This is a genomic window from Vibrio sp. Y20_XG_PY13 (assembly GCF_024181925.1).
Taxonomy (GTDB): Bacteria; Pseudomonadota; Gammaproteobacteria; order Enterobacterales; family Vibrionaceae; genus Vibrio; species Vibrio parahaemolyticus.
In genome coordinates this window covers 161,584-186,106 of sequence record NZ_JAMZAL010000005.1, presented here as the reverse complement: position 1 = coordinate 186,106, position 24,523 = coordinate 161,584, and the positions used below count along the sequence as shown (strand labels likewise).

The 24,523-nt window shown below is 45.2% G+C and carries 20 protein-coding genes and 3 pseudogenes; 18 read left to right on the top strand and 5 right to left on the bottom strand.

Annotated features, from left to right (window positions below):
• Positions 1-29 precede the first annotated feature (29 nt).
• Positions 30-749: a purine-nucleoside phosphorylase gene (gene deoD / locus NL646_RS13970; RefSeq protein WP_005456104.1), complete on the top strand. Its 720-nt coding sequence runs from the start codon at positions 30-32 to the stop codon at positions 747-749.
• A gap of 88 nt (positions 750-837) precedes the next feature.
• Here the strand turns inward: deoD and NL646_RS13965 are convergent, their stop codons facing one another.
• Positions 838-1,443 (bottom strand): YtjB family periplasmic protein, encoded by a 606-nt coding sequence (locus NL646_RS13965; protein WP_005481596.1) that lies wholly within the window; start codon positions 1,441-1,443, stop codon positions 838-840.
• 91 nt (positions 1,444-1,534) lie between these two features.
• Between NL646_RS13965 and serB the strand changes: the two genes are divergently transcribed.
• Complete coding sequence (serB, locus tag NL646_RS13960; RefSeq protein ID WP_140169616.1) at positions 1,535-2,515, top strand: phosphoserine phosphatase; 981 nt, start codon at positions 1,535-1,537, stop codon at positions 2,513-2,515.
• Between the two features lie 42 nt (positions 2,516-2,557).
• Here serB and NL646_RS13955 read toward each other — a convergent pair whose 3' ends face one another.
• Positions 2,558-4,906, bottom strand: a complete 2,349-nt coding sequence (locus NL646_RS13955; protein ID WP_021449985.1) for a PilZ domain-containing protein — start codon at positions 4,904-4,906, stop codon at positions 2,558-2,560.
• 136 nt (positions 4,907-5,042) lie between these two features.
• Between NL646_RS13955 and radA the strand changes: the two genes are divergently transcribed.
• Positions 5,043-6,422, top strand: coding sequence for a DNA repair protein RadA (gene radA, locus NL646_RS13950; protein ID WP_005456064.1), 1,380 nt, complete (start codon positions 5,043-5,045; stop codon positions 6,420-6,422).
• Between the two features lie 216 nt (positions 6,423-6,638).
• The gene (fusA, locus tag NL646_RS13945) at positions 6,639-8,729 is read left to right on the top strand and encodes an elongation factor G (protein ID WP_005456593.1); all 2,091 of its coding nucleotides are present in this window, start codon (positions 6,639-6,641) and stop codon (positions 8,727-8,729) included.
• Positions 8,730-8,929: 200 nt separating this feature from the next.
• Here fusA and NL646_RS13940 read toward each other — a convergent pair whose 3' ends face one another.
• Complete coding sequence (locus NL646_RS13940) at positions 8,930-9,856, bottom strand: LysR substrate-binding domain-containing protein (RefSeq protein ID WP_005494094.1); 927 nt, start codon at positions 9,854-9,856, stop codon at positions 8,930-8,932.
• Between the two features lie 98 nt (positions 9,857-9,954).
• Here NL646_RS13940 and NL646_RS13935 point away from each other — a divergent pair, with 98 nt between their 5' ends.
• Complete coding sequence (locus NL646_RS13935; protein ID WP_005456575.1) at positions 9,955-10,164, top strand: DUF1127 domain-containing protein; 210 nt, start codon at positions 9,955-9,957, stop codon at positions 10,162-10,164.
• A gap of 55 nt (positions 10,165-10,219) precedes the next feature.
• Here NL646_RS13935 and NL646_RS13930 read toward each other — a convergent pair whose 3' ends face one another.
• Both NL646_RS13930 and NL646_RS13925 read right to left on the bottom strand, forming a co-directional pair.
• The gene (locus NL646_RS13930; protein WP_180710118.1) at positions 10,220-11,911 is read right to left on the bottom strand and encodes an AMP-binding protein; all 1,692 of its coding nucleotides are present in this window, start codon (positions 11,909-11,911) and stop codon (positions 10,220-10,222) included.
• A 147-nt stretch (positions 11,912-12,058) separates the two neighbouring features.
• Complete coding sequence (locus NL646_RS13925) at positions 12,059-12,784, bottom strand: AraC family transcriptional regulator (protein WP_253664343.1); 726 nt, start codon at positions 12,782-12,784, stop codon at positions 12,059-12,061.
• Between the two features lie 329 nt (positions 12,785-13,113).
• On the opposite strand from NL646_RS13925, the gene NL646_RS13920 reads away from it, so the two are divergent.
• The 13 genes and pseudogenes from NL646_RS13920 to NL646_RS13860 all read left to right on the top strand — a co-directional run bounded on the left by NL646_RS13920 (position 13,114) and on the right by NL646_RS13860 (position 24,511).
• The gene (locus NL646_RS13920) at positions 13,114-13,287 is read left to right on the top strand and encodes a Flp family type IVb pilin (RefSeq protein WP_005494099.1); all 174 of its coding nucleotides are present in this window, start codon (positions 13,114-13,116) and stop codon (positions 13,285-13,287) included.
• Positions 13,287-13,775 (top strand): prepilin peptidase, encoded by a 489-nt coding sequence (locus NL646_RS13915; RefSeq protein WP_253664342.1) that lies wholly within the window; start codon positions 13,287-13,289, stop codon positions 13,773-13,775. The genes NL646_RS13920 and NL646_RS13915 overlap by 1 nt, the downstream gene beginning before the upstream one ends.
• 62 nt (positions 13,776-13,837) lie before the next feature.
• Positions 13,838-15,151 (top strand): hypothetical protein, encoded by a 1,314-nt coding sequence (locus tag NL646_RS13910; protein WP_005456587.1) that lies wholly within the window; start codon positions 13,838-13,840, stop codon positions 15,149-15,151.
• 13 nt (positions 15,152-15,164) lie between these two features.
• Positions 15,165-15,919 (top strand): annotated as a pseudogene (gene cpaB, locus NL646_RS13905) (Flp pilus assembly protein CpaB).
• Between the two features lie 7 nt (positions 15,920-15,926).
• Entirely contained in the window at positions 15,927-17,390 is a 1,464-nt protein-coding gene (locus tag NL646_RS13900; RefSeq protein ID WP_005456668.1) for a type II and III secretion system protein family protein, read from the top strand.
• Positions 17,391-17,402: 12 nt separating this feature from the next.
• Positions 17,403-17,626 (top strand): annotated as a pseudogene (locus tag NL646_RS13895) (hypothetical protein).
• 27 nt (positions 17,627-17,653) lie between these two features.
• Positions 17,654-18,922: a TadE/TadG family type IV pilus assembly protein gene (locus NL646_RS13890; RefSeq protein ID WP_253664341.1), complete on the top strand. Its 1,269-nt coding sequence runs from the start codon at positions 17,654-17,656 to the stop codon at positions 18,920-18,922.
• Positions 18,923-18,950: 28 nt separating this feature from the next.
• Positions 18,951-19,388 (top strand): TadE/TadG family type IV pilus assembly protein, encoded by a 438-nt coding sequence (locus NL646_RS13885; RefSeq protein WP_086375074.1) that lies wholly within the window; start codon positions 18,951-18,953, stop codon positions 19,386-19,388.
• Positions 19,385-19,903, top strand: a complete 519-nt coding sequence (locus NL646_RS13880; RefSeq protein WP_005494108.1) for a TadE/TadG family type IV pilus assembly protein — start codon at positions 19,385-19,387, stop codon at positions 19,901-19,903. Before NL646_RS13885 ends, NL646_RS13880 begins: the two co-directional genes overlap by 4 nt.
• A 12-nt stretch (positions 19,904-19,915) precedes the next feature.
• The gene (locus NL646_RS13875; protein ID WP_005494112.1) at positions 19,916-21,124 is read left to right on the top strand and encodes an AAA family ATPase; all 1,209 of its coding nucleotides are present in this window, start codon (positions 19,916-19,918) and stop codon (positions 21,122-21,124) included.
• Between the two features lie 12 nt (positions 21,125-21,136).
• Positions 21,137-22,588: a CpaF family protein gene (locus NL646_RS13870; RefSeq protein ID WP_005456652.1), complete on the top strand. Its 1,452-nt coding sequence runs from the start codon at positions 21,137-21,139 to the stop codon at positions 22,586-22,588.
• Between the two features lie 11 nt (positions 22,589-22,599).
• On the top strand, positions 22,600-23,568 hold the full coding sequence (locus NL646_RS13865) for a type II secretion system F family protein (protein ID WP_005456615.1): 969 nt from the start codon (positions 22,600-22,602) through the stop codon (positions 23,566-23,568).
• Positions 23,569-23,570: 2 nt separating this feature from the next.
• A pseudogene (locus NL646_RS13860) lies at positions 23,571-24,511 on the top strand (type II secretion system F family protein).
• Positions 24,512-24,523 lie beyond the last annotated feature (12 nt).

The window sequence follows — 24,523 nt, the reverse complement described above, 5'->3', positions numbered from 1 at the left end:
GCGCTAGAGAAAGGTTAAGGAAAAGAAAAATGGCAACTCCACATATCAATGCTGAAATGGGTGCATTCGCAGACGTAGTACTGATGCCAGGTGACCCGCTACGTGCAAAATACATCGCAGAAACCTTCCTTGAAGATGTTGTGCAAGTGTGTGATGTGCGCAATATGTTCGGTTACACAGGCACTTACAAAGGCCGTAAAATCTCTGTGATGGGCCACGGTATGGGTATCCCATCATGTTCGATTTACGCGACTGAGCTAATCAAAGACTTCGGTGTGAAGAAAATCATCCGTGTCGGTAGCTGTGGTGCGGTGAATGAAGACATCAAAGTACGTGATGTTGTGATCGGCATGGGCGCGTGTACGGATTCAAAAGTAAACCGCATTCGCTTTAAAGGCCATGACTTTGCGGCTATCGCAGACTACAAAATGGTTCGTGCAGCAGAAGATGCAGCAAAAGCACGTGGTATTGATGTGAAAGTCGGCAACCTATTCTCAGCGGAGCTTTTCTACACGCCAGATCCAGAAATGTTCGACGTAATGGACAAGTACGGCATTGTTGGTGTTGAAATGGAAGCGGCGGGTATTTACGGCGTAGCAGCAGAGTACGGCGCAAAAGCTCTGACAATCTGTACGGTTTCTGACCATATCAAAACTGGCGAGCAAACCACATCAGACGAGCGTCAAACAACATTTAACGACATGATGCTAATCGCGTTAGATTCAGTATTGCTAGGCGATGCAGAATAAGCGACAAAGATTCGTCTTCGCTTTCAAGAACTAAAAAAACAGCCCGCTCAAAGCGGGCTGTTTTTTTATTTGAAGTTGGCTGTTGGAATTACTTGGTCAGCAGCAAGTTTTCGGCTTTTTTACGGCGGATCGGCTGTCTACGTAAAATCATAATAAACAACATGCCACACACAAAACTCATCAAGACCATCATGTACATGTAACGATCACTCTTACGATAATGGTGATCAGAAATCGCCGTCACTCGGCCTGTCTCAAACGTCACACGTACAAAACCAATCACAGCACCATCAGCTAGGACAGGCTCGACCAATTGCTGGCGACCAATAGATGCGGTGGCTAGTGGGGTATCTAATCCTAGGACCTCACGGACAGACAGCGCCTCGTCACTCGATGCTAATCGCACACCTTGTGAGTCATAAATTGTGGCATCAAATACCAAACGGTCTTGCGCGAGCTGGTTGGTCAGCTTGAGCAATCGCTCTTGGTCTTTGGTTAATATCATTTCGCTGGCAGACAAAGATGCCTGCGAGATCAAAACCTTGGTGAGTGTTTCAAGCTGCTGCGCTTGAATCTTCTCGTTGCCCTTACTGATCACAACACTGTTTTTTATGGTGATGAATAACATCACGCACAGTAGGATTAGTGCCAGAATTCGCAGGGCATTCCTTACTGAGAACAAGGATTCACTCATGCTCTTTACTCATCCATTTAAAACAAAACAAAGACTTGCCTTTTTAGTTTGTTGAGGTAACGTTTTAGCAAAGTCATAAGGGATTATATACATGGACGCGTCAAAAAGCTTGCCTATCAGAAAACATACGACACTTTTAAACCGACTGCCCGAAACTCGATTTGCTACCCAGTTAGATAAAGCGAAAGCGAATTGGGTCGTTTTTGCTGAATATCTTTCCCCTCGCCACTTTGAAGATATCGACTTCTTTACTGGTTTCTATAACCCGGTGTTAGAAACATGGAAAGTCGGTCAGTATGAAGTAGCATTGATGGCGGGCGAATTAACATCTCAACACGAAACCATCTTAAAAAGCCTCAACATTGATTACGCTTCTCTGAATGAAGTGCCGGATCTCTCTTCGCCTGGCTTAGTGGTGTTCGATATGGATTCCACAGCGATTCAAATTGAATGTATTGATGAAATTGCCAAATTGGCTGGAGTAGGGGAAGAAGTCGCCGAAGTGACTGAACGTGCGATGCAAGGTGAGTTGGACTTTGAACAAAGCTTGCGTCAACGGGTTGGTAAACTAAAAGGCGCAGATGAAGCGATTTTAGAACAAGTGCGTTCTGAGCTTCCATTCATGCCAGACTTTGAAGCGTTGATTGCGACCTTTAAAGCGCTCGGTTGGAAAACCGCCATTGCATCTGGTGGGTTCACTTATTTCTCTGATTACATCAAAGAGAAAGTCGGTCTGGACTTCGCTCGTTCAAATCAGCTTGAGATCATTGACGGAAAGTTAACTGGGCAAGTGATTGGTGACGTGGTATCTGCGCAAACCAAGTCCGATATTTTGGTTGAACTGGCGGATGAATACGAAATTGAACAGCATAATACCGTTGCCGTTGGTGATGGTGCCAACGACTTAGTGATGATGTCCGCCGCAGGCCTTGGTATTGCCTACCACGCGAAACCTAAAGTAGAAGCGCAAGCACAAACCTCGGTGCGTTTTGCTGGGTTAGGTGGGGTGCTCTGTATTTTGTCTGGCGCGCTCGTGAAGCAGCAAAAAATCAGTTGGAAAGCGAAGCCTTAATAGAATCAGAAAGAAAAACACCGCCTATCTTGGCGGTGTTTTTTATTCCGTTAGTTCAAGTCGCACGACGACTTCTTCGGTTATGTCTTCAAACTCGCTGTAGCCAACCAAAGCCGTCAGCTCCTTTTCTAGTTTACTGGCTTGATGAACGCCAAACTGAGTAAGGTCACTCAAGTCCTGTCGTAGCAGTGACGTCATAGGATCAAAAATGGGTGCGGTAGACATTCGAAATACATAGAAATCGCCCATCATGCGCGCTTTTTTGATGAACTGAATTCGCTCTTTCACGCTATTAAATTCTTGGTGCAGTTTGGATTCGATAGCAGTGATCTTGTTGCCGATTTTCGCCGCACTAATGTAGATGTCTTGGTGTCTTGCTTGTGCTCCGTCGACACGCTTAATTGGTTCTGCGATCAGCGTGCTAGAGCGGCCTTTAAAAATTGGCTCTAAAGAGAATTTTTGATCGTGACCTAAGCGTGCAAACAACTCAATGTGTTTTGGCAACGGCAGGTTCACCCCAACCACCGGAGTTTTTAGTGCCGACGCTGTACTTTTGCTGATAAAGATAGGTGTGCTTAACGTCCTTGATAGCAAAACGCTGTGCAGTCTTTCCAGTAATGCATTGCTTGGTAACATCTCTTTTTGTGGGATCAGCTTATCTTGGTTGTGTTCAATGATGCTGTTGAAGAAAGCGATCACACGGATCGTTTTGCTGTTTTCATCAATAACCAATTGTACGCTGCAACCGTCAGGGCTGACTCGAATAACGCGATATGGAACGGCCATGAGAGGCAGCTTTTTATCGTAAAGTTGTAACTCACGAAAGTTAACTTGCACTTCTTGTCCCGAGCGTAACATCGTTGGCTCATCTAAACGAATCCCCAAGCCTCGCTTAGAAATATCAACGGTTGAACCTGCTGCTTTTAACTCACCCGAACTGAGTTCAAGTGGCGTTTTGAATCGATAGCGTGGTTCTTTACGGCGCGATTGAGCATCGAAATAGATACCTTTAGGGTTGCCAGTGATTTTTCGAGGATGACGAAAGGCATTTAACGTGTTGGCTGGCAAACGCGGTTTTTCTGTTAATAGGTAATCTTGCCCCGACTTTTCGTCAGCGATTTCTTGCAAAATGCCGATATGAGTCAGTGACTGAGAAGTTTCGGCTAACTCTGGAGAGAATAGTGCGAGATCTTCTTTCTCTTGCTCAGATAACTCAAAAATAGAAATTCGAAACGCACGCCAACTTTCTCGCTTAGCCCCTAAATGCCAAAACAGCTGGCGTTGTTCGCGAGTCGCTTCGGGTCTAAGCATCGAGTAGAAGTACGTTTTGTGTTCATGTTCATGAGTAAACGAGTACAAAACGTTACTGGTGCCTTTCACGCCTTGTTTGATCAAAGAAGCGACGCGTTGCTCGTTAAACAAGGAGCCAAACACTTGTTGATTTCTCTCATCGTGCCAGTACTGCCACAACTTTTGGTTGTTTGGTGTCAGCATCGCTAGCTTGAGTTCGTTACCATCAAAAAACAGTGGTAAGTTGCTCGTGTGTTTGAGTGCAATGTGCTCATAACCGCGTGTGCGTGCACGAATGATTTTATCTTGGTTGTCATGACGTGCGCGTTTGGCGGCACTGTTTAATGCTTCGTCGATGACGCGCGCAACGACATTGGTTTCCGTTAGACGAATGGTTCGTAGATAGCGCACTGCATCATTTTCATAGCAATCGTCCACGGCCAATACTCGATATGACAGTGGCTTTTCGATGCCCGCGACTTGCGACTTGCCTGCAAACTCGGTAAACGAAACTTGAATGATTTCACCAAGGTTGTATTTAAATGCGCTCGGGACTTTAAATTTTGCCCCAGAGCTCGACAAATCGATGCTTAATCCATGAAGGATTTGCCCTTTGGCGCGGCGAATTTCTACCTGCGACTGAACCTTCAAGCGCTTTTCTTGGCGTTTTAAGTCGTAACCGAGGTGAACCGGCTCTGCGAGAAAGGGGCTTTTAGGATCGGTTAATGAATGAGACTTTTCCTGCGTGGCGAGCTTGCTCATCACACGAAAGTTATTGCGCGTGTTGACCAGTGCTTCCCACATGCCTTCGGTGTAGGTGCCAAACTTTTTAATGTTCTTGTGATAAGCATTAAAAGCGACATCGTCCAACCAATGCGAAATGCCATCTAAAACATATTCACGACATTCGCCTTTGACGCGACCACGTAAATCAATGCTCTTCTTACATGGTGCCATAAGACGGTTCAGTTCCATCTTCACTAAGATTTTGGCCGACGGCGGCTCTTCCTCGGTCAATTGACCAAGGACAAAATCAAAGTCTTCAGAACCATAAACGGGAATGAGTCTTTCAGCGAGCGAGAGAATTTCAGATTGCTGCATTATTTCTGTTAGAGTATGTCGTTACTTTAATTTGTATCGACTAAGTAAAGTAAAACTTAAGTATATCAATAGTTCATTTCAGATTAGATCTGACTTGGCTGTGCTTGGTCACATTTGTAGAAAAAATCGAGGCATCATGGCGAAAGCAAAACGAGCGTATGTTTGTAATGATTGTGGCGCGGATTTTCCACGTTGGCAGGGACAATGTAATGCGTGTGGTGCATGGAATACGATCACAGAGGTGCGCATTGCTGCTTCGCCAACCGTTGCTCGCAATGAACGCTTAAGCGGTTATGCTGGTTCGGCGACAGAATCGAAAGTCCAAACCTTATCTGAAATCGATCTGCAAGAAGTGCCGCGATTCACTAGTGGTTTTAAAGAGCTCGATCGTGTGCTTGGTGGTGGTGTCGTACCTGGTGCGGCGATTCTGATAGGTGGTAACCCTGGAGCGGGTAAGTCGACGTTGCTTCTTCAAACTATGTGTACGTTATCAGGGCTGATGCCGACACTTTACGTTACGGGTGAGGAATCGCTTCAACAGGTTGCGATGCGCGCGTCTCGTCTTGGTCTGCCAAAAGAGCACCTGAAGATGCTATCAGAAACCAACGTCGATAAAATTTGCCAAATTGCAGAGAAAGAGCAGCCCAGAATTATGGTGATTGACTCGATTCAGGTTATGCACGTTTCTGATGTTCAATCGTCACCGGGCAGTGTTGCTCAGGTGCGAGAATCTGCGACGGCACTGACGCGATACGCAAAACAGAACAATGTTGCGGTATTTATTGTTGGTCACGTAACGAAAGATGGTACTCTTGCCGGCCCTAAAGTCCTTGAGCACATTATTGACTGTTCTGTCTTGCTTGATGGCGGAACAGATAGTCGTTTCCGTACACTGCGCAGCCACAAAAACCGTTTTGGTGCGGTAAATGAATTAGGCGTGTTTGCGATGACGGGGCAGGGACTGAAAGAAGTAAGTAACCCATCGGCGATTTTCCTTTCTCGTGGCGAAGAAGAGACGTCAGGATCTTCGGTCATGGTTGTGTGGGAAGGTACACGTCCTCTATTAGTAGAGATTCAAGCGCTGGTGGACTACTCGCAATTGGCAAACCCTCGTCGCGTAGCGGTTGGTTTGGAGCAGAATCGTCTCTCCTTATTATTAGCCGTACTGCATAAGCACGGTGGTCTGCAAATGGCCGATCAAGACGTGTTTGTGAATGTAGTCGGCGGCGTTAAGGTAACAGAAACCAGTGCGGATCTTGCTTTAGTGATGGCGTTACTATCAAGCTTTCGCGATCGTCCGTTGCCAAAAGATGTGGTGGTATTTGGCGAAGTTGGTTTGGCTGGCGAGATTCGTCCGGTACCGAGTGGCCAAGAGCGTTTGAACGAGGCATTTAAGCACGGCTTCAAAAAGGCAATTGTCCCGGCTGCTAATATGCCAAAAGGTGGCATTCCGGGGATGCAAATCCACGGCGTTAAGAAGTTGTCAGAGGCTATTGAGGCTTTTGACGAGCTGTAATGCTGAAAAAGAATGGTATTTGTGGGCTCACAAACTGTTCATTCCGTCCTGAATATAGAACGAACAAAGTACATAAATCGCTATGTTTGACTATCCTTTGAGGACGGAAAATTCACGTTAAAATTTTTTTTCTTCCATCTGCACGCAAGGGTATCAGTATTGACAGAATGTGATATACTCTGCGCGCACTTTATACCTTATTAACAGAGTAAGACAATGACTGATTTATCAAAATACAGAAACATTGGTATTTTTGCTCACGTAGACGCGGGTAAAACTACCTCTACAGAGCGTATCCTAAAGCTAACTGGTAAGATCCATAAGATCGGTGACACTCACGACGGTTCAACTACTACTGACTTCATGGAGCAGGAAGCTGAACGTGGTATCACTATCCAGTCTGCAGCAACAACTTGTTTCTGGAACGATCACCGTCTAAACATCATCGATACTCCTGGACACGTTGACTTCACTATCGAAGTTTACCGTTCTCTAAAAGTACTTGACGGTGGTATCGGTGTATTCTGTGGTTCTGGTGGTGTTGAGCCTCAGTCAGAAACTAACTGGCGTTACGCTGACGAATCACACGTATCTCGTCTGATCTTCGTTAACAAACTAGACCGTATGGGCGCAGACTTCTACAAAGTTGTAGACCAAGTACAAAACGTTCTAGGTGCAACTCCTCTAGTAATGACTCTACCTATCGGTATCGAAGAAGATTTCGTAGGTGTTGTAGACGTACTAAGCCAACAAGCTTACGTATGGGACGAGTCTGGCCAGCCAGAGAACTACGAAGTTCAAGAAATCCCAGCAGACATGGTAGACAAAGCAGCTGAATACCGTGAAATGCTAATCGAAACTGCTCTAGAGCAAGACGAAGATCTAATGATGGCTTACCTAGAAGAAGGCGAAGAGCCATCTGTAGAAGACATCAAACGTTGTATCCGTAAAGGTACACGTGACCTAGCATTCTTCCCAACTTACTGTGGTTCAGCGTACAAGAACAAAGGTATGCAACTTATTCTTGACGCGGTAGTAGATTACCTACCATCGCCAACAGAAGTTGATCCACAGCCTCTAACTGATCCTGACACAGGTGAAGCGACTGGTGAAGTTGCAACTGTATCTGCAGACGAGCCACTAAAAGCGCTTGCGTTCAAAATCATGGACGACCGTTTCGGTGCTCTAACCTTCATCCGTATCTACTCTGGTAAGATGAAGAAAGGCGACACAGTTCTTAACTCTGCAACTGGTAAAACAGAGCGTATCGGCCGTATGGTTGAGATGCACGCAGACGAGCGTAACGAGATCGATTCAGCACAAGCTGGTGACATCATCGCTGTAGTTGGTATGAAGAACGTTCAAACTGGTCACACTCTATGTGATCCTAAACACGAATGTACTCTAGAACCAATGATCTTCCCTGAACCAGTAATCTCTATCGCTGTTAAGCCTAAAGATAAAGGCGGTTCTGAGAAGATGGGTATCGCTATTGGTAAGATGGTTGCAGAAGATCCATCATTCCAAGTTGAGACTGACGAAGAGTCTGGCGAAACTATCCTAAAAGGTATGGGTGAACTTCACCTAGATATCAAAGTTGATATCCTAAAACGTACTTACGGCGTTGAGCTAGAAGTAGGTGCTCCTCAGGTTGCTTACCGTGAAACTATCACTCAAGCAATCGAAGACAGCTACACTCACAAGAAACAGTCTGGTGGTTCTGGTCAGTTCGCGAAAATCGACTACCGTATCAAACCAGGTGAAGTTGGTTCAGGCTTCACGTTCAAATCAACAGTTGTTGGTGGTAACGTACCTAAAGAATTCTGGCCTGCAGTTGAGAAAGGCTTCGCTGGCATGATGGAAACTGGTGTTCTAGCTGGCTTCCCTACTCTAGACGTAGAAGTTGAACTTTACGACGGTGGTTTCCACGCAGTTGACTCTTCAGCTATCGCTTACGAAATCGCTGCTAAAGGCGCATTCCGTCAGTCTATGCCTAAAGCTGGCGCGCAACTTCTTGAGCCAATCATGAAAGTTGACGTGTTCACTCCAGAAGATCACGTTGGTGACGTAATCGGTGACCTTAACCGTCGTCGTGGTATGATCAAAGACCAACAAGCTGGTACTACTGGCGTACGTATCAAGGGTGATGTACCTCTATCAGAAATGTTCGGTTACATCGGTACTCTACGTACAATGACATCTGGTCGTGGTCAGTTCTCTATGGAGTTCTCACACTACTCACCATGTCCAAACAACGTTGCTGAGCAAGTAATTGCTGACGTTAAAGAGCGTAACGCTAAGAAGTAATTCTTAAGTTAACTCTATGATTTTAAAGCCCCGCCTCGTGCGGGGCTTTTTATATCTATGGCCGAAAGTTGTTTGAAGAGTCATCAACGTTCATCTTTTAAGTTTGCTTTACTTTGACGCTGAGATGCTGGCTAACATTCATCACCGAACTTGGTCGTTCTCTTGCTGTTTAGCAAAACTCCTTTTGAAGTAAGACGTGCTTATTTATCGAGCTCGATAATTTCAAAATCTTGTGTCACTGACTTTTCAAATGTGTCTATCTCTTCTTTTAACCACTGGGCAAATAGTTGTGCTTTTGGTCGCTTCAAGTAACCCTTGGGTGCACATAGGTAGTACGCAAATCTAGGCTTTATCGCGATGTCGCCAATACGAACCAGTTTACCCGTCCGAAAATATTGATACGCCAAGCTGTGTTTGACGAGCGCTACACCTTGTAGGGATAACGCAGCTTCCAACACTAAGTGCGAGCCACTGTATTTTAAAGCGGGCTTTGCCGCTGAGTGTCCAAGTCTTGCTAACCACATGTTCCAGTCGAGATCGGGCCAAACATCTTCGATGAGCTCTGCTTTGCTTAAATCTTCGATGCTATAGATGCCATGTTCTTTCTGATACATCGGATGACATGCTGGGTAAAAGGCTTCGTCCATCAGCCATTGCGATTCTAAATTTGGGTATCTTCCTAATCCGTAGCGAACGCACAAATCTATCTGACTATCTTGAAAAGAGACAAGATCATTTGTTGGCTCTAGTAATAGGGCAATATCAGGATGACGTTGACGAAAGGCGGTGATTTTAGGCACCAACCAATGGTGGGCAAAGGAGGGCAGTGTGGATATTGAAAGGTGGTTCGGGTTTGGATCCTGGTTGACAAGACGTACGCCTTGTTGCAAATGGGCAAACCCTCTTTCTGCCTGAGTAAATAGCAGTTCCCCTTCTGGCGTCAGCACAATTTTTCTGTGTTGACGAACAAACAAGTCCGTCCCTAAAAACTCCTCAAGCTGACGAATTTGTTGGCTGATGGCTGCGGGGGTAACAAATAGATTCTTGGCTGCGGTTTTAAAACTGCCTTCTTTTGCTGCGATGAAAAAATAGTACAAGCCCTGTAATGGTGGCATTCGATCTTTCACATTAGTTTTCCTTAACTCAATGGCAGATTCTATCGTTTGAGGATATCAGCGTAGTCTCCGATTATTAACTGGTCAATATTGTAATAGGAAGCCGAAACATGGAAAACGTGACGCAAACTTGTGAACAAGTGATCCCAGTCAGTCGTCAGACTTGGTTACAGTTAATTTATTCTAAACTGGTTGTTTGGCGAAGGAACTATCGGACGCGCCGACACTTGAAGGACTTACCTGAACATTTGTGGGATGACATCGGATTAGAAGCGAATGAGATTCGTGATGAAGTCAGCAAACCATTTTGGAGAGAGTAGTTTGAAGCAAGAATAAAGAGCACTCCCCAATGGCTTTGAGGAGTACTTTGCTTGGTTACAAGTCTTCTTCCCACAAGACTAATTCATCTTTCGGCCAGTTGTGGCCAAGCTCGTGGTATTTTTGTTCCAATACATGACGTTTGATTTTAAGTGTTGGTGTCAACACACCATTTTCAATACTCCATGGCTCTTTGATCATCAATACGCCTTTGATCTGCTCATGAGAGGCCAACTCTTGATTCATGCGCGCAATGACTTTTCTTGTCGTACGAGCATAACGCTCCTTGTCGAAATGAGGAAAATCATGCGGCACCACGAGAAGAATAGGGCCAGGTAAACCTAAGCCAATCAGGCACATCATTTCTACACGGCTGTACTCGAAGAGTTTTTTCTCAATCGGTACTGGAGAGACAAATTTGCCCTTGGCGGTTTTGAACGTGTCTTTTTTGCGACCTTGAATGGTGAGGTAGCCATCTTTATCAATTGCGCCAATGTCGCCGGTGTGCAGCCAACCGTCTGAATCAAAAGATTCTTGAGTTGCGATGTCATTTTTGTAGTAGCCAGAGAACAATCCCTTACCGCGTACCATGATTTCGCTGTCATCGGCAATTTTTAACTCAATGCCGGGGCCTGCGTTACCCACGGTACCAATTTTATCGGCCCTAAATGGGTAGTTTATGGTGCTGTAAGCGAAGGATTCCGTCATCCCCCATGCTTCGGTGATGTTTAGGCCAACGCTGTGGTACCAATCTAATAGTGCGGGTGATACCGGAGCAGAACCACAACCCAAAACTCGCGCTTGATCTAACCCCAGCCCTTCGGCGAGCTTTTTCTTAATCAGCGAATTTACGAACGGTATTTTTAGTAAGAAATTCAATTTTTTCTGTGGAAGTTTGTCTTGAATGCGTTGCTGGAACAGAGTCCATAATCTCGGTACAGAAATGAACAAGGTTGGGCGGTGCATTTTCACGTCTTCGATAAAAGTATCGAGCGACTCTGGGAAAGCCGTTGGTACGCCACCCATGATGGATGAACCAAAAATATAAACGCGTTCAGTAATATGTGCCAATGGTAGGTAGGAAAAGAGTCGGTCGTTAGCTTGAATGCCGATGTGGTTGATCAGCTGTTGTACCGACCAACTAAACGCTCCGTAAGTCAGCATTGCGCCTTTTGGCAAACCTGATGTGCCGGAGGTATACACCAATGACATCAACTTATCGTCGTAGTGTTGTGGACGCTCTTCACTTGGCACGGCATCCACAATCAATGCGTTGAACTGGTATTGGCATTGTGGTGCTGAATCATACGGCAGCGCGATGCTGATAAGCTCTGGTATGGCATCAATGACTTGCTGAGTTGCTGCTGGGTCATCAAGCTTCCCCCCGATCAGCGCCTTACTTTCACTGTGAGTTACACAGTATTCAATCGTGTCGGCCCCTGCGGTAGGGAAAATAGGTACGCTTACGTAATCCCCTAGCATCATGGCCAAATCGCAGATAAACCACTCTGCACAGTTTTTCGATACCAGTGCGACTTTATCGCCAGGCTGAATACCCAGCCCACGTAGTGCGCTGACGAGCTTGAGAGCCTGATCGGCGACTTCTGCGTAAGTAAACTCGACAAACTGTCGGTTAATGATTTGTTTTAGGTAGACCTCATTCGGGCGCTCCGCTGCCCATTTAAGAATCATTTCATTTGGTGGTGGGAGAGCGCAACCAGCAGTGCTATTTATTTTCGGCTGATTCATGTTTGGTGACTCCATGTCTTCTCGTTGTATTTATAATTGTTAATGTATTGTTAACTTTAGCATGTTGAATTACGACACGGGAACGCATTTTGATGAATTCTGTGGGAAAGTTAGCGTTAGATCGGCAAAAAACGCTGTGATTTGAGCTTAAAACTGTTGGCGATAATTCGCCGGAGAAAGCCCCGTTTTCTTTTTAAAGATACGAGAAAAGTACGAGACATCGCGATAACCACATTGGTAAGCGATATACGCGATTTTCATGGATTCGTTCTCGATCAGCATTTTTTTGGCTAATGAAATGCGTTTCGCAGTCACATAGTCACGAAAACACATACCAACTTTGCGGTGAAACACCTTTGAGAAGTAAGTCGGAGAGTAATGGCACAGTGCCGCGGCTTCTTCTTCTCTTAGGTCTTTATGAACATTGTTGGCGATATAATTGACGACATCTGAGAAATTGGACTTACCATTGCGGGAAAAAATATTGTCCGCAGAAATTTGAGCGTCATCGACTTTGGCGTGTAAAAAGTATTTGAGCTTAGCTTGAGAAAGCCACACTGGTAGCGTATTTTCATTGAGCTCATAACACTCAGCGGTGATGTGACTTGGCGGTAAGCAACACTCGGTATTTTCTTTTGTGACAACAATCAGTTTCTTATCAAGGTTTTCACAAAGGGTAGCAATGCTTTTGGCATGGTCGGTTGGGTCATGGGTGATGTAGTAAAAGAAGTAGCAAAACTCTTTATCACTCAATACTGATATGTCGTTGCTGCAATCTAGCAAATCAAAATGCTGCTCAAACTCTGCCTTAAATTCTTCAGGCAGAGTGTGTAACGGCTCTCCAATCCTATAAGCTTTTGTCACTCTTTCCATATGACATCCTTTCAGCTTGAGTCGAAACAACGTTGTCCATGCGGTGTAAGTCGAGTCTCATTCCTTGAAATCAATAACTCACCCTTTCGTTTAAGCTTAGGTCTATTAATTCATACTGCAAGTGTGAGATATGTCGCATATGGTGTGGTTTTGTGTCTCATTTTTGATACATTTTGACGCTAAACACAAGGTGGGCAAAAAAGTACTAGTCGTTGGCAAAAAAGTCCTAACTCCCCATTTTTTCGGTGACTAAGGTTTAATCATGATTCAGGTGGATATGCACTTGCATCATTAACAAGCGAGAAAATGTTAAACAAGGGGATAAACTTATGGACAACTTTCGCAACCTAATCAAGGACTTCATGGAAGATGAAGAAGGTCTAACACTGCTTGAATACATCTTGGGCGCCGCTCTGATTGTAACTGCTTTCCTAACGTCTGGTTTCTGGACTACGTTGTCAGGCAAGTTCACATCAGTAGCATCTCAAATCAACAACTCGTAATGCTTAGTGAGTTAGTCATTTGGTCATTGTTGATTGCGATAGGTGTATCAGACGCCCAGAAGCACAGAATTCCTAATAAAGCCATTTTGTTGCTTCTGGTCGCTGTCACTGCAAACGTATTGTACAGCCCGAGCGTGAGTCTTTTGGATCATGCGTATGGTGGACTGGTTGCGTTTGCAGTGTGCTTTGTACTCTACCTCATTAAAGCAATGGCTGGAGGAGACGTTAAATTACTCGCCGTCATAGGGGCATGGCTGGGACTGAGTAATCTGTGGGAAGCGTCTATCGGAATTATTCTCGCAGGGGGAATTGTTGGCATCTTTTATTTGATGCTTCACATTGCTTCAACGAGCGTTGCTCTAACTCATCAGGTCAAGGGCTACTGCATTGAAAAAGTTACACCAGGCTTTAGGTCTAATAAGCCACTAGTGATTCCTTTCGCGCCTGTAATCGTAATCGGATTAGCTTATTTCTCCTACACGCACTAATACTTATAAATAGAAAAACATACGACATCAGTTGACTAGGCAACTTCAAGAGGGGAAGTATGATGGGCTCTGCGTATTGGGAAAAACTAGTGCCACAAATCAATCCACCAAAGGTGCCTTCCGCAGTGGAAGGTCTTGGGATCCCAGCTTCAGTCGTTGAAAACCTAGTTCTGAAACATCTGGCTGCTTATCCCAAATGTGATTTAGTTGAACTGACTCAACGTTTGTGTGTGGTTTCAAACATCGTTGAGCTTGCACTCGCGCAGTTGAGAAAACGCAGTTGGGTTGAGGTGTATCAACCTGCGTCAGACAAACTAAGTCATTCGTATTCTAATGTTCGATATAGCCTTACCGAATTTGGTTTGGCTGAGGCGGATATTGCTTATCGAAAAGATCCCTACATTGGCCCAGTTCCTGTGTCGTTGGAAGATTATTGGACGGTTGTGGAAGGGCAAGATCTGCGTAAAAACCCGATCATGCGCGCTGATGTGGAGCGTGCGCTGTCCGATGTATTTGGCTCCGAGCATTTAATTCCAGTGCTTGGCCCGGCGATTAACTCAGGTCGAGCAATGCTGCTATACGGGCATGCTGGTACTGGTAAGAGTTATGTGGCTGCGCGTGTTTTGAATGCGATGAGTACGTCGGTTTTCATTCCTTACGCTATTTATGCTGATGGCAACATCATCAAAGTATTTTCCGAGCACCATCACCGTCGTTTAGACAACTCCCATTCTCAAGTATTCGTTAAGTTGGAAACGCATTACGACAAACGCTGGGTTCTGTGTGAAAGACCAAATATCCAAGTCGGTGGCGAACTTACGATGGATATGTTGGAAGTTAACCATAGCGAGCACAATAGAGTTTGGATTGCGCCGCTGCAAATGATGGCAAACAACGGCATTTTGGTTATTGACGATTTAGGACGTCAAGCCATGCCCGTTGATGCATTGTTGAACCGCTGGATTGTGCCGATGGAGTATTTGTTCGACCATCTAGCACTGCCTAACGGTCAACAAGTTACCGTGCCATTTATGCTGACATTGGCTTTCTCATCCAACTTTGCACCGAGCAAAATTGCAGACCCTGCTTTTTTACGTCGTCTTGGTTACAAAATCGAGTTTAAACCGCTTAGTTTGACTGACTATCAAGCCTTGTGGATGTCTCTCGCCAAAGACTATCAGATGACGTTAGTACCAGAGTTTTTCGAAACGTTAAGCCAACTACACCGTGACAATGATGTCGCTTACTTCCCTTGCTTACCAAAAGATTTATTGGGCATTAGCCGAGATATTTTGGTGTTCGAAGGGAAAGAGAAGATCGTCTCGTCAGACATATTAACTCGTGCCTGGGGACTGTACTTCACAGTGGATGAATAGGGAGATTTAAATTATGAGTCGGACTCAAGTCATCATGTTATTGCTGCTCTCCATTGTTTTCGGCCTTGCTGCCGTATTAATTGCCAAACAATGGATGGACGGCAGAAACCAGCCAACAGTAGAGCTCGAAGAGGTGGAACGTCACCCTGTTGTAGTCGCTACGATGGAGCTGGAGCCAGGCACCATTTTGGATGAAAAGCATTTAACCACCAAGTTAATGGAAGTGGACTGGATAGACGACGAAACACTCAAAGTGCCTGAGCAAGCTTTGGGGCGTATCGTTGCAAACACCATTTACGCGGGCGAGTTAGTTAATCCTAATCGTCTTGCTCAACCTGGAGAGGGCGCAACGCTTGCGGCCTTAATTCCTGAGAACAAGCGAGCAGTCACCATTCGTGTAAATGCGTTATCGGCGTAGCAGGTTTCCTACTGCCGGGTAACAAAGTGGATGTGTTGAGCACGGTGAGCTATGGCAAAGGCAAGCAAGCGACCACACTCACGGTGTTAAAAAATATCAATGTATTAGCAGTCGACCAAACAGCAAAAACTAACGACAACAAACCCGTGATCGTTCGTGCTGTCACCTTGGAAGTCACCCCCAAAGAAGCGGAAAAACTGCTTTCTGCTAACAGCAAGGGTGAGATCCAACTGGCTTTGCGTAACCCTCATGAAGTCGATAAACCTGTTGTTGCAAAAAAATATACCCCTCGACCTAGTGTGACCATCATTAAGGGATCTCAGGCATCCAGTGTCCGAGTCAGTAATTAGGTGAATTATGAAAACAATAATATTACTCGTTAGCCAGTTACTTTTTGTTAGCTTGTCTGTTCATGCGGCAACCGCGCAGTCTGGAAGAGTTGTTTCTGTTGCGCATCATCAATCTACACAATTGGTGATTTCAGGTAAGGCCAAAAAGGTGACGTTAGGGGATCCAGAAGTCTTGGATATCGTGGTTCTAAGATCGAATGAACTGTTCTTGATTGGTAAAAAACTAGGAACGACCAATGTGTCGGTTTGGGATAGTCGTGGCCGATTGATCGAACAGTTTAATGTCGAAGTCACTCACGATTTAAATACGCTTAAATCTAAGTTGTTCCAGTTCTTACCGGACGAAAGTATCGAAGTGCATAGCGCTCAAGAGAAAGTCGTTCTCAGAGGTTTGGTCAGCAGTCAGCAAAACATGGATATCGCCGTCAAAATTGCCGAAACCTTTGCTTTAGGTGATGCCGCTGATGAAGAAGATGACAACGCGAAAGATGATGAAAGCTCAGTCATTAACTTGCTTTCTATTGGTGGCGCGCAGCAGGTGACGTTAGAAGTGACGGTCGCGGAAGTGCAGCGTTCATTAGTAAGACGTTTTGACTCGAACTTCCATTTCTTCCAAAAAAGCGGTGACTTCACTTGGGGGGCGACAACCGCGGGTGGCGGTATCGACAACATTGGCCCGATTTTAAATGTGCCAACGGTGGAAGATTTCGGCTTCTTGGGATCGTTCATTGATAGCAATACTTTGTTTACGTTTGCTCTGGATGTCGCGAAGCAAAACGGTGTGGCTAAAGTGTTGGCAGAGCCAAGCCTTACTGCACTAAGTGGTACTCAAGCGGAATTTGTTGCGGGTGGTGAATTCCCAATTCCTGTACCGAATGAAGATGGCATTACCATCGACTACAAAGAGTACGGTGTTCAACTGGACTTTGTACCTTTCATTCTCAGTGATAAGAGAATCAACCTGAAACTCAATGTCAACGTGAGTGAAATTTCTAACTCTGGTGTGCTGACGTTTAATCCGAACGAAGTCAACGCAACGTTCTTTATTCCGCCAATCACTAAGCGTAGCGCGGGAACCACAATCGAATTAGCGGACGGACAAACGATCGGTATCGCAGGCTTGTTGAGTGAAAACGCGCGTAACGTTGCAGATGGTATTCCGGGAGCCAGTGACCTTCCAGTACTTGGACGCTTGTTTAAGAGTGAAGAGTTTACATCTGGTGAAACCGAGCTGGTGATTTTGGTAACACCACGATTAGCGACGCCAATCGATAGACGCAGAGTGACTCTGCCGACCGATGGGTTCGTAGCTCCAAACGATGTGGAGTTCTATCTGTTGGGTAAAGGCGCGAAACTCGATTTCGACCGCTATCAACTCAATGACATCAGAGAAGAAGATACAAACAATAATTTTAATCAGTACGGTTCGTCAGAAGGTGGCTCTGAGGGCAAGTTTGGGCACAGTCTATAAATGGAGAGCAAGATGAAAAGCATAATGATCATGACCATTTGTTTCACATCATTCGGCTTTTTGGCTGTGCGAATGACCCTGATCTTGGAATCTCGGTAAGCCAATTGCGCGCAGAACAAACGCTAAATCCGGAAGCATGGTATGAAAACCTAGGTTATCTACCAGAGGGAAGCGGTGAGCGCACGCAGGTCAGCTTAGAGGTATACAACAATAACGGGGTAGCCAAAGAAAAATAAGTGATTCGTTCACTTATAGGAGGGGCTATGCGAAGGAAAATGCAGACAGCAACAAGGCGAACCCAGAAAGGGATCACCTTGGTGCTCATCAGTATGGTTCTGCTGATTCTGTTAGGCGTTGCTGCGTTCGGTATTGATTTAAACCATCAAGTACTCAACAAAACACGCCTACAGAATGCGGTTGACACGGCGGCACTCGCCGGGGCTGTGGTTGCAGATAAAACGGAAGATGTTGATCAAGCTGAAGCTGCGGTTATCGCAACGCTAAGCAGCATCGCATCGGAATCAGGTAATACTGAGCTGTCGTTTACCGACGGCAACACATCCGTGACGTTCTCGCACGACATGCAGACATTTGTAAATGCGGCGAGCTTTACGCCACCGACAGGCGAGTACGATATTTATGTTCGCGTCGCGGTAACTGACATGGGGATTTCTCAGTATCTGAGTGCTGTATTTGGGATTGTTAAGAACGTTTCGGCCAGTGCCGTTGCGGGACGAAGCGCGGCGATTGCTTACACATGTAACTTAACGCCGATTGCGATGTGTGGCGATCCAAATGGTACGGTTGAAGACGCATGGGGGTATCGTCCACCGGGTTATGATCCGAATGTGGATATGGATCCGTCGTTTGTGCACGAGTTAAAAGTTGGCGATCAGAATAATACCGATATGGGGCCGGGTAACTTTCAATTGCTCGATTTTGGTCAAGCGACTGGCAATAGCGGTGCGGCTTTGGTTCGTGATGCATTGTCTGGTGCTTACAACGGTTGCGCAGCCGTTGGGAATACCGTGACAACCAAACCAGGTAATAGCGCTGGCCCCGTTGCGCAAGGGTTGAATGTAAGACTTAACGACTTCTCTGGCCCGATTAAAAACGACGGTACGGTTTTACCAGATAAGTATGTAAGAGAGCCTGATATTTTGGCTGAAACCGACGCTGAATATGCGGGTGACTTGTATTACGCCAACTATCGTCAGGAGCTGAGTTCTTGTGAAAGTGGCGGTTCTTGTGATTACGACAGTTACACAGGTGATGGTGGTTCTAACGGACGCCGAATCTTACGTATCCCAATCGTTAATTGTACAGAATCGACAGGTAAGTCCGACTTCGATGTGTTGGGATTTGGTTGCTTCTTTTTGCTACAAAAAGTCAGTAATTCTGGTCAAGCATCTGTCTTTGGGCAGTTCCTTTACGATTGCTTGATCAATAACGGTTCAACAGGAACAGACCCAACCGATAAAGGTTTCTACCGGATCCAGCTATATAAAGATCCATTCAGCGGAGCCTCTTAATATGTTGTATTTGAAATTCAAAACTCAAATGAGAAGAGGTCGGCACCAAGAAGGGCTTGCGATTATTGAATTTATTCTCGCATTGCCAGTGTTGTTGATGCTTACGGTTCTGGTTATCGATGTCTGTCGTGCTTTTATTCAGTACACCGAGGTCAATAAAGCGCTGCAAAATGGCGCTCGCTATGCGGTGGTGGACACGTATGGCACGTTGGATTTTGAAGGTATTGCCGATGAAACCAAAATCAAAAACGTGGTGGTATACGGCTCACCAACCGCATCGACCACTCCAGTAATCGACTATATTGGCGTGGATGACATTGTGATTACTCAACCAACCGACACAAATAAAGTGGTCACATTGTCAGCAACTTACAATTACGTGCCAATCTTTTCGACCTTACCTTTTTCGAGCACTTCTTTGCAATTTAGCATTGGAGCGACCACGTCTATGAGGACAGGTCCATGAAACGATTAATAGCGAAACAGAAAGGGGTAACTCAAATTGAGTTCTCGTTGATAGCGCTGGCGGTGATATTGGTGCTGTTCTTGATCATGGAGTTTGCGGTGTACTTTTTTTCCGTGCAAATGGTCAATGAGGTCACCAGAAGAGCTGCAAGGCTTGCGACCGTGTGTTACATCGCCGATAGGGATGACATTCCGAGCTTGCCGTCGGTGTCTAACCTTTACCCATCAGGGTTCACCGCCAGTAATTTGCAGATTGATTATCTCGATGAAGCTGGTGCAAGCGTTGATGTTTCTGGATTTTTATCCACACCACCTGCGTCGAGTGACGTATTAAATGCGCAATTTGCACAAATCAAATACGTTAGAGCAAGGGCGGTTAATTATACTTTTCAGTTTTTTGTTTTAGCTGCTTTAATTAATGCAGTAGGGAGTACTCCAGCTTTTGAAACCATATTGCCTGCCGAGAGTTTAGGAATACTAAGGCCTGAAGGTGCCAATGTTATTACGGATTGCTAATGGAGTAGCTTTATGTTGAAACCAGTAAAAATAAATGACGAAACATATAAAAGTTTAAAAACAAACTTGATTGTTTGGGTAGTCTATTCTACGTCCAATTTTAAACTTCATATAGCAGATGAATTATCTGGTTGCGTCAATGTCAATGTCGATTGGATAGAGCTGGATTTATTTAATATTGATTTGGTTAAGAGCAAATCAATACCTGATCTAATTTATATTGAAACCGGGGAAAACTGGGCGCAAAAAGTGGCTCATGTTTATTCCAGTGACAGTAGTTTACAGCACAGCCATACGGCATTAATTGTTTTCGGTGATGAAAGCGATACCGCTTCACTCAAAATGGCGTTGCGACTGGGCGCGACAGATTATTTCTCGCGTTCAGTTGAACTCGGCGAGCTATACCCATTGTTGAAATCGACGGCTGAGGAAAAAGTTTCCAATAAGCAAATGGGTGATTTGACCTTATTTATCAATACCAAAGGCGGTTCTGGGGCGACAACCTTAGCAACTAATACGGCTATTGAACTTTCAAGTTACGCCAAAAGTAAAGTATTGCTGATTGATCTCGATATGCAGTTCAGTGATGCTGCGGATTATTTAAACTGTAAGCCGAAATATAACATCAACGATGTGATTGATTCCGTAAACGATTTAGATGAATTGTCACTAGAAGGTCTCGTTTATCAACATCCTTCAGGGTTGAATTATCTTTGTTTTAATCAAAATGATCCAAGAAATAATCATAAGCATGCGGCTCAAGTGAGTAAGCTTTTGCCTATTCTTCGTCAGTTTTATTCGCATATTATTGTCGATTTGTCTCATGGCGTGGATCATGTTTATCAACAGATTGTTTCCCCTGCTACGCATATATTTTTGATCATGCAGCAGAATGTGACCTCAGTAAAACATGCGGTCAGTTATATACGTTCATTAGAATTAGACTATGGTTTAAGTAATCATCAGGTTGAACTCATAGTTAATCGTTTTGAAAAGAAATCAACAATATCCTTAAAAGATATTGAAAACGCAGTTGGTGGCCATGCGATACATTTAGTTCCAAATAATTTTGCTATTGCGATAGAGAGCGCCAATTTAGGTAACCCAATTGTTCAATCTAAGAAAAATAGTGCTTTAAAAGCTTCGTTAGCGGAAATATCGCACTTATTAGAAAGCCCAACACAAGAGCACCAAAGTTGGATTAAGAAATTCTTTTCTTAGTAAGGGGGAGTTATGTTTTTCAAACGGAAAGGCGTCGGGAGTTCATTCAATTCCGTAGATGAAGAAAAAGAATCGAAAGTCGTCAAGGTCGATCTTGCTGCGAAAGCAGAAGACGAAGATTACGTCAGTGAAAACAAACCATTAACGCCGGTTGAAGCGAAACTGAAAGCGATTGAAGAGCAGAAAAAACAGCTCGAGCAAGATCTGGCTATTAAGCACTACTACCATAAGAAATTGCTGGATACTTTAGACCTTGGCTTGTTATCACATCTGCAAGAAGATCGCGCGAAAGAAGAGTTAAGGGAAGCGGTGATTCAGTTGATCGCCGAAGACCAAACGCATCCTTTAAGTTCAGAAGCGCGCAACCGCGTGATCCACCAAATCGAAGATGAAGTGTTTGGTCTTGGGCCGCTTGAGCCACTGCTTGAAGATCCAACCATTTCAGATATTTTGGTCAATGGCCCTAAAAACATTTATGTAGAGCGCTTTGGTAAGCTAGAAAAAACGCCGCATACGTTTTTGGATGAGCGCCATCTTCGCAACATTATTGACCGCATTGTAAGCCAAGTAGGTCGACGTATTGATGAGGCGTCGCCTATGGTGGATGCGCGTCTAAAAGACGGCTCTCGTTTCAATGCCATCATCCCTCCACTTGCCATTGATGGGCCCTCGGTATCCATTCGTCGTTTTGCGGTCGAACGTTTGAATATGGACAACTTATTAGGGCTTGGTTCGCTTTCGCCAGAAATGGGCAAATTCTTGAATGCAGCCGTTGTCGGGGAACTGAACATTCTTATCTCGGGCGGTACAGGCTCAGGTAAAACAACCACGCTTAACATCCTGTCTGGTTTCATTCCGAGTGACCAACGTATCGTTACTATCGAAGACTCGGCCGAGTTGCAGTTGCAACAACCGCACATTATTCGTTTGGAAACACGCCCATCCAACATTGAAGGAAAGGGTGAAATCTCCCAGCGTGATCTGGTGAAAAACTCACTGCGTATGCGTCCTGACCGAATTGTGATTGGTGAGGTGCGTGGCTCGGAAGCGGTCGATATGTTGTCTGCGATGAACACTGGTCACGACGGTTCACTTGCGACCATTCACGCCAATACACCAAGGGATGCACTCAGCCGTATTGAAAACATGTTCTCTATGGCGGGTTGGAACGTTTCGACAAAAAACTTAAGGGCGCAGATCGCGTCAGCCATCAATATCGTGGTGCAAATGGAGCGTCAGGAAGACGGTAAGCGCCGCATGGTCAGTTTGCAGGAAATAAACGGCATGGAAGGGGAAGTCATCACCATGTCCGAGATCTTTACCTTCCAGAGAAGAGGGGTGGATCAAGATGGCAATGTGTTAGGGGATTACATAGCAACAGGCATCGTGCCAAGTTGCCATGATCAATTGATTAAACGAGGCTTAGACGTTCCATTTGAAATATTTAACGAAAAAGTCCGTTAGGAGGGTGTGCTATGGAAAGTCAATTCCCCCTATTTCTTCTTTTGCTGTTTTTGTCGGTGTTCTTTATTAGCCAAGCTTTGATCCTGCCTTCGGCGGGTAAAAAGGTGAAACACAAACAGCTCATTAAGAGAATTCACGAAAGCCACAAGCATATCGATCAAGAGAGTATTTCGCTGCTAAGAGAAAACTCATTGAAGAATCTCTCGCCACTAGAGCGATGGTTAGTACGCTTTAGCTTGTTTGAAAGCTTTAAGAAAAAGCTCGAACTCGCGGGTATTTCGATGGGGTTCAGCCGCGTTATCTTCTTCACCTTTTTATCTGGGGTTGCGGTCGGTTTACTGCTCTATTTGTGGGGGCAAGTCTGGTACTTGTGCGCTGGGGTTGCGGTTGCTTGTTGGGTCTCTGCGTACTTTTATCTGCAAAAGAAAATTGCCGACCGTTTGATGAAATTTGAGGAGCAATTACCAGAGGCCTTAGACATCATCAAACGTGTATTGCAAGCCGGTCAGCCCATTACTCAAGCGTTTGGCGAAGTGGGCAGGGAAGTCAGCGCGCCACTTGGCCCTGAGTTCTTGAATACCTTCAACTTGCTCAATTATGGTTACGATCTGCGTTTAGCCATCATGCAAATGTCTGAGCGCACACCAACGGTTTCCATGCTTGCGTTTTCCAGTGCCGTGCTATTGCAAAAAGAGACGGGCGGTAACCTGGTGGAGAACATTGAAAAGCTATCTCATATCTTGCGTGCTCGCTTCAAACTGGCACGAAAAATCAAAACCATTTCAGCGGAATCTCGCATGTCAGCGTGGGTGCTGGTGTTAGCACCTTTCGCGTTGTACGTGATCATTTCTCTGGTTCGGCCCGAATACATCGAGCTGCTGCACACTCATCCAATGGGGATAAAAATGGTCATTGGTGGGATGGTAGCTCTGTTTATCGGAACGTTGTGGATTCGCAAAATCGTCAATATTGAGGTGTAGCCATGGAAAGTATTCAAGGATGGTTGAACGGTTTTGCCATTAATCAAGAAACCTTACTGATGGGACTTATCTTGGTCACGACGGTACTCGTGGTGATGACGTTGGGCTCCATCATCGTCGGGGTCAATTCGCCTATCAAGCGCAAGCTTGCAGAGTTGTCAGGTGATAAGAAACCGCTTCCAACGCACAACAAAAAAATGGCCGATACGTTGGAGTCTCTTGCGCCTTTAACCTCGCCAACCAGTGAAAAAGAACGCCAAACCACACGCAACAAACTGATGCATGCGGGTTTCCATCAAAGTAACCGTTGTCGATGTTCTACGCCATTAAGTCGATCACCACTATTTTGGGCATCATGATTGCCGTTTTGGTCTACTTGACGGTGCCAGAGTCGAAATACCTCTACACTTACATGGCCTTGTCCGCATTTGTTGGTTTGTTGATCCCAGATTTTATGCTGCGCCGTATGGTGAACAAGCGCCAACAAGCGATTCGTGCTGGTGTGCCAGATATGCTTGATTTGCTGGTGGTCTGTACGGAATCAGGGCTTGGGTTTAATGCTGCGTTACGTCGTGTTGCCGACGAGATAGTCATTTCTCACCCTGAACTTGCGGATGAAGTAGATACGGTATGTAACAAGATTCAAGCAGGTAAACCGATGCCTGAATCATTACGAGAACTGGTAGTAAGAACTGGTTTAGAAGAGTTGATGGGGCTAGTGAGTATGCTTAGCCACGCATCTCGAATTGGGGGGAGCTTAGTCAACTCCTTACGTGAATACACAGAAGATTACAGGGATAAGCGCCAACAAGCAGCGGAAGAAATTGCTGCAAAAATCCCAGTCAAGATGATGTTTCCAATGGTGATATTTATTTGGCCATGCTTTTTCATTGTGGCTATCGGACCTGCGTTAATTTCATTGGCTGAGGCATTTTCTAATTAGATAAAAATAGGG

Coding starts and splice junctions, on each gene's coding strand:
- deoD (WP_005456104.1), top strand. CDS start 30: ATGGCAACTCCACATATCAATGCTGAAATGGGTGCATTCGCAGACGTA.
- NL646_RS13965 (WP_005481596.1), bottom strand. CDS start 1,443: ATGAGTGAATCCTTGTTCTCAGTAAGGAATGCCCTGCGAATTCTGGCA.
- serB (WP_140169616.1), top strand. CDS start 1,535: ATGGACGCGTCAAAAAGCTTGCCTATCAGAAAACATACGACACTTTTA.
- NL646_RS13955 (WP_021449985.1), bottom strand. CDS start 4,906: ATGCAGCAATCTGAAATTCTCTCGCTCGCTGAAAGACTCATTCCCGTT.
- radA (WP_005456064.1), top strand. CDS start 5,043: ATGGCGAAAGCAAAACGAGCGTATGTTTGTAATGATTGTGGCGCGGAT.
- fusA (WP_005456593.1), top strand. CDS start 6,639: ATGACTGATTTATCAAAATACAGAAACATTGGTATTTTTGCTCACGTA.
- NL646_RS13935 (WP_005456575.1), top strand. CDS start 9,955: ATGGAAAACGTGACGCAAACTTGTGAACAAGTGATCCCAGTCAGTCGT.
- NL646_RS13930 (WP_180710118.1), bottom strand. CDS start 11,911: ATGAATCAGCCGAAAATAAATAGCACTGCTGGTTGCGCTCTCCCACCA.
- NL646_RS13925 (WP_253664343.1), bottom strand. CDS start 12,784: ATGGAAAGAGTGACAAAAGCTTATAGGATTGGAGAGCCGTTACACACT.
- NL646_RS13920 (WP_005494099.1), top strand. CDS start 13,114: ATGGACAACTTTCGCAACCTAATCAAGGACTTCATGGAAGATGAAGAA.
- NL646_RS13915 (WP_253664342.1), top strand. CDS start 13,287: ATGCTTAGTGAGTTAGTCATTTGGTCATTGTTGATTGCGATAGGTGTA.
- NL646_RS13910 (WP_005456587.1), top strand. CDS start 13,838: ATGGGCTCTGCGTATTGGGAAAAACTAGTGCCACAAATCAATCCACCA.
- NL646_RS13900 (WP_005456668.1), top strand. CDS start 15,927: ATGAAAACAATAATATTACTCGTTAGCCAGTTACTTTTTGTTAGCTTG.
- NL646_RS13890 (WP_253664341.1), top strand. CDS start 17,654: ATGCGAAGGAAAATGCAGACAGCAACAAGGCGAACCCAGAAAGGGATC.
- NL646_RS13885 (WP_086375074.1), top strand. CDS start 18,951: ATGAGAAGAGGTCGGCACCAAGAAGGGCTTGCGATTATTGAATTTATT.
- NL646_RS13880 (WP_005494108.1), top strand. CDS start 19,385: ATGAAACGATTAATAGCGAAACAGAAAGGGGTAACTCAAATTGAGTTC.
- NL646_RS13875 (WP_005494112.1), top strand. CDS start 19,916: ATGTTGAAACCAGTAAAAATAAATGACGAAACATATAAAAGTTTAAAA.
- NL646_RS13870 (WP_005456652.1), top strand. CDS start 21,137: ATGTTTTTCAAACGGAAAGGCGTCGGGAGTTCATTCAATTCCGTAGAT.
- NL646_RS13865 (WP_005456615.1), top strand. CDS start 22,600: ATGGAAAGTCAATTCCCCCTATTTCTTCTTTTGCTGTTTTTGTCGGTG.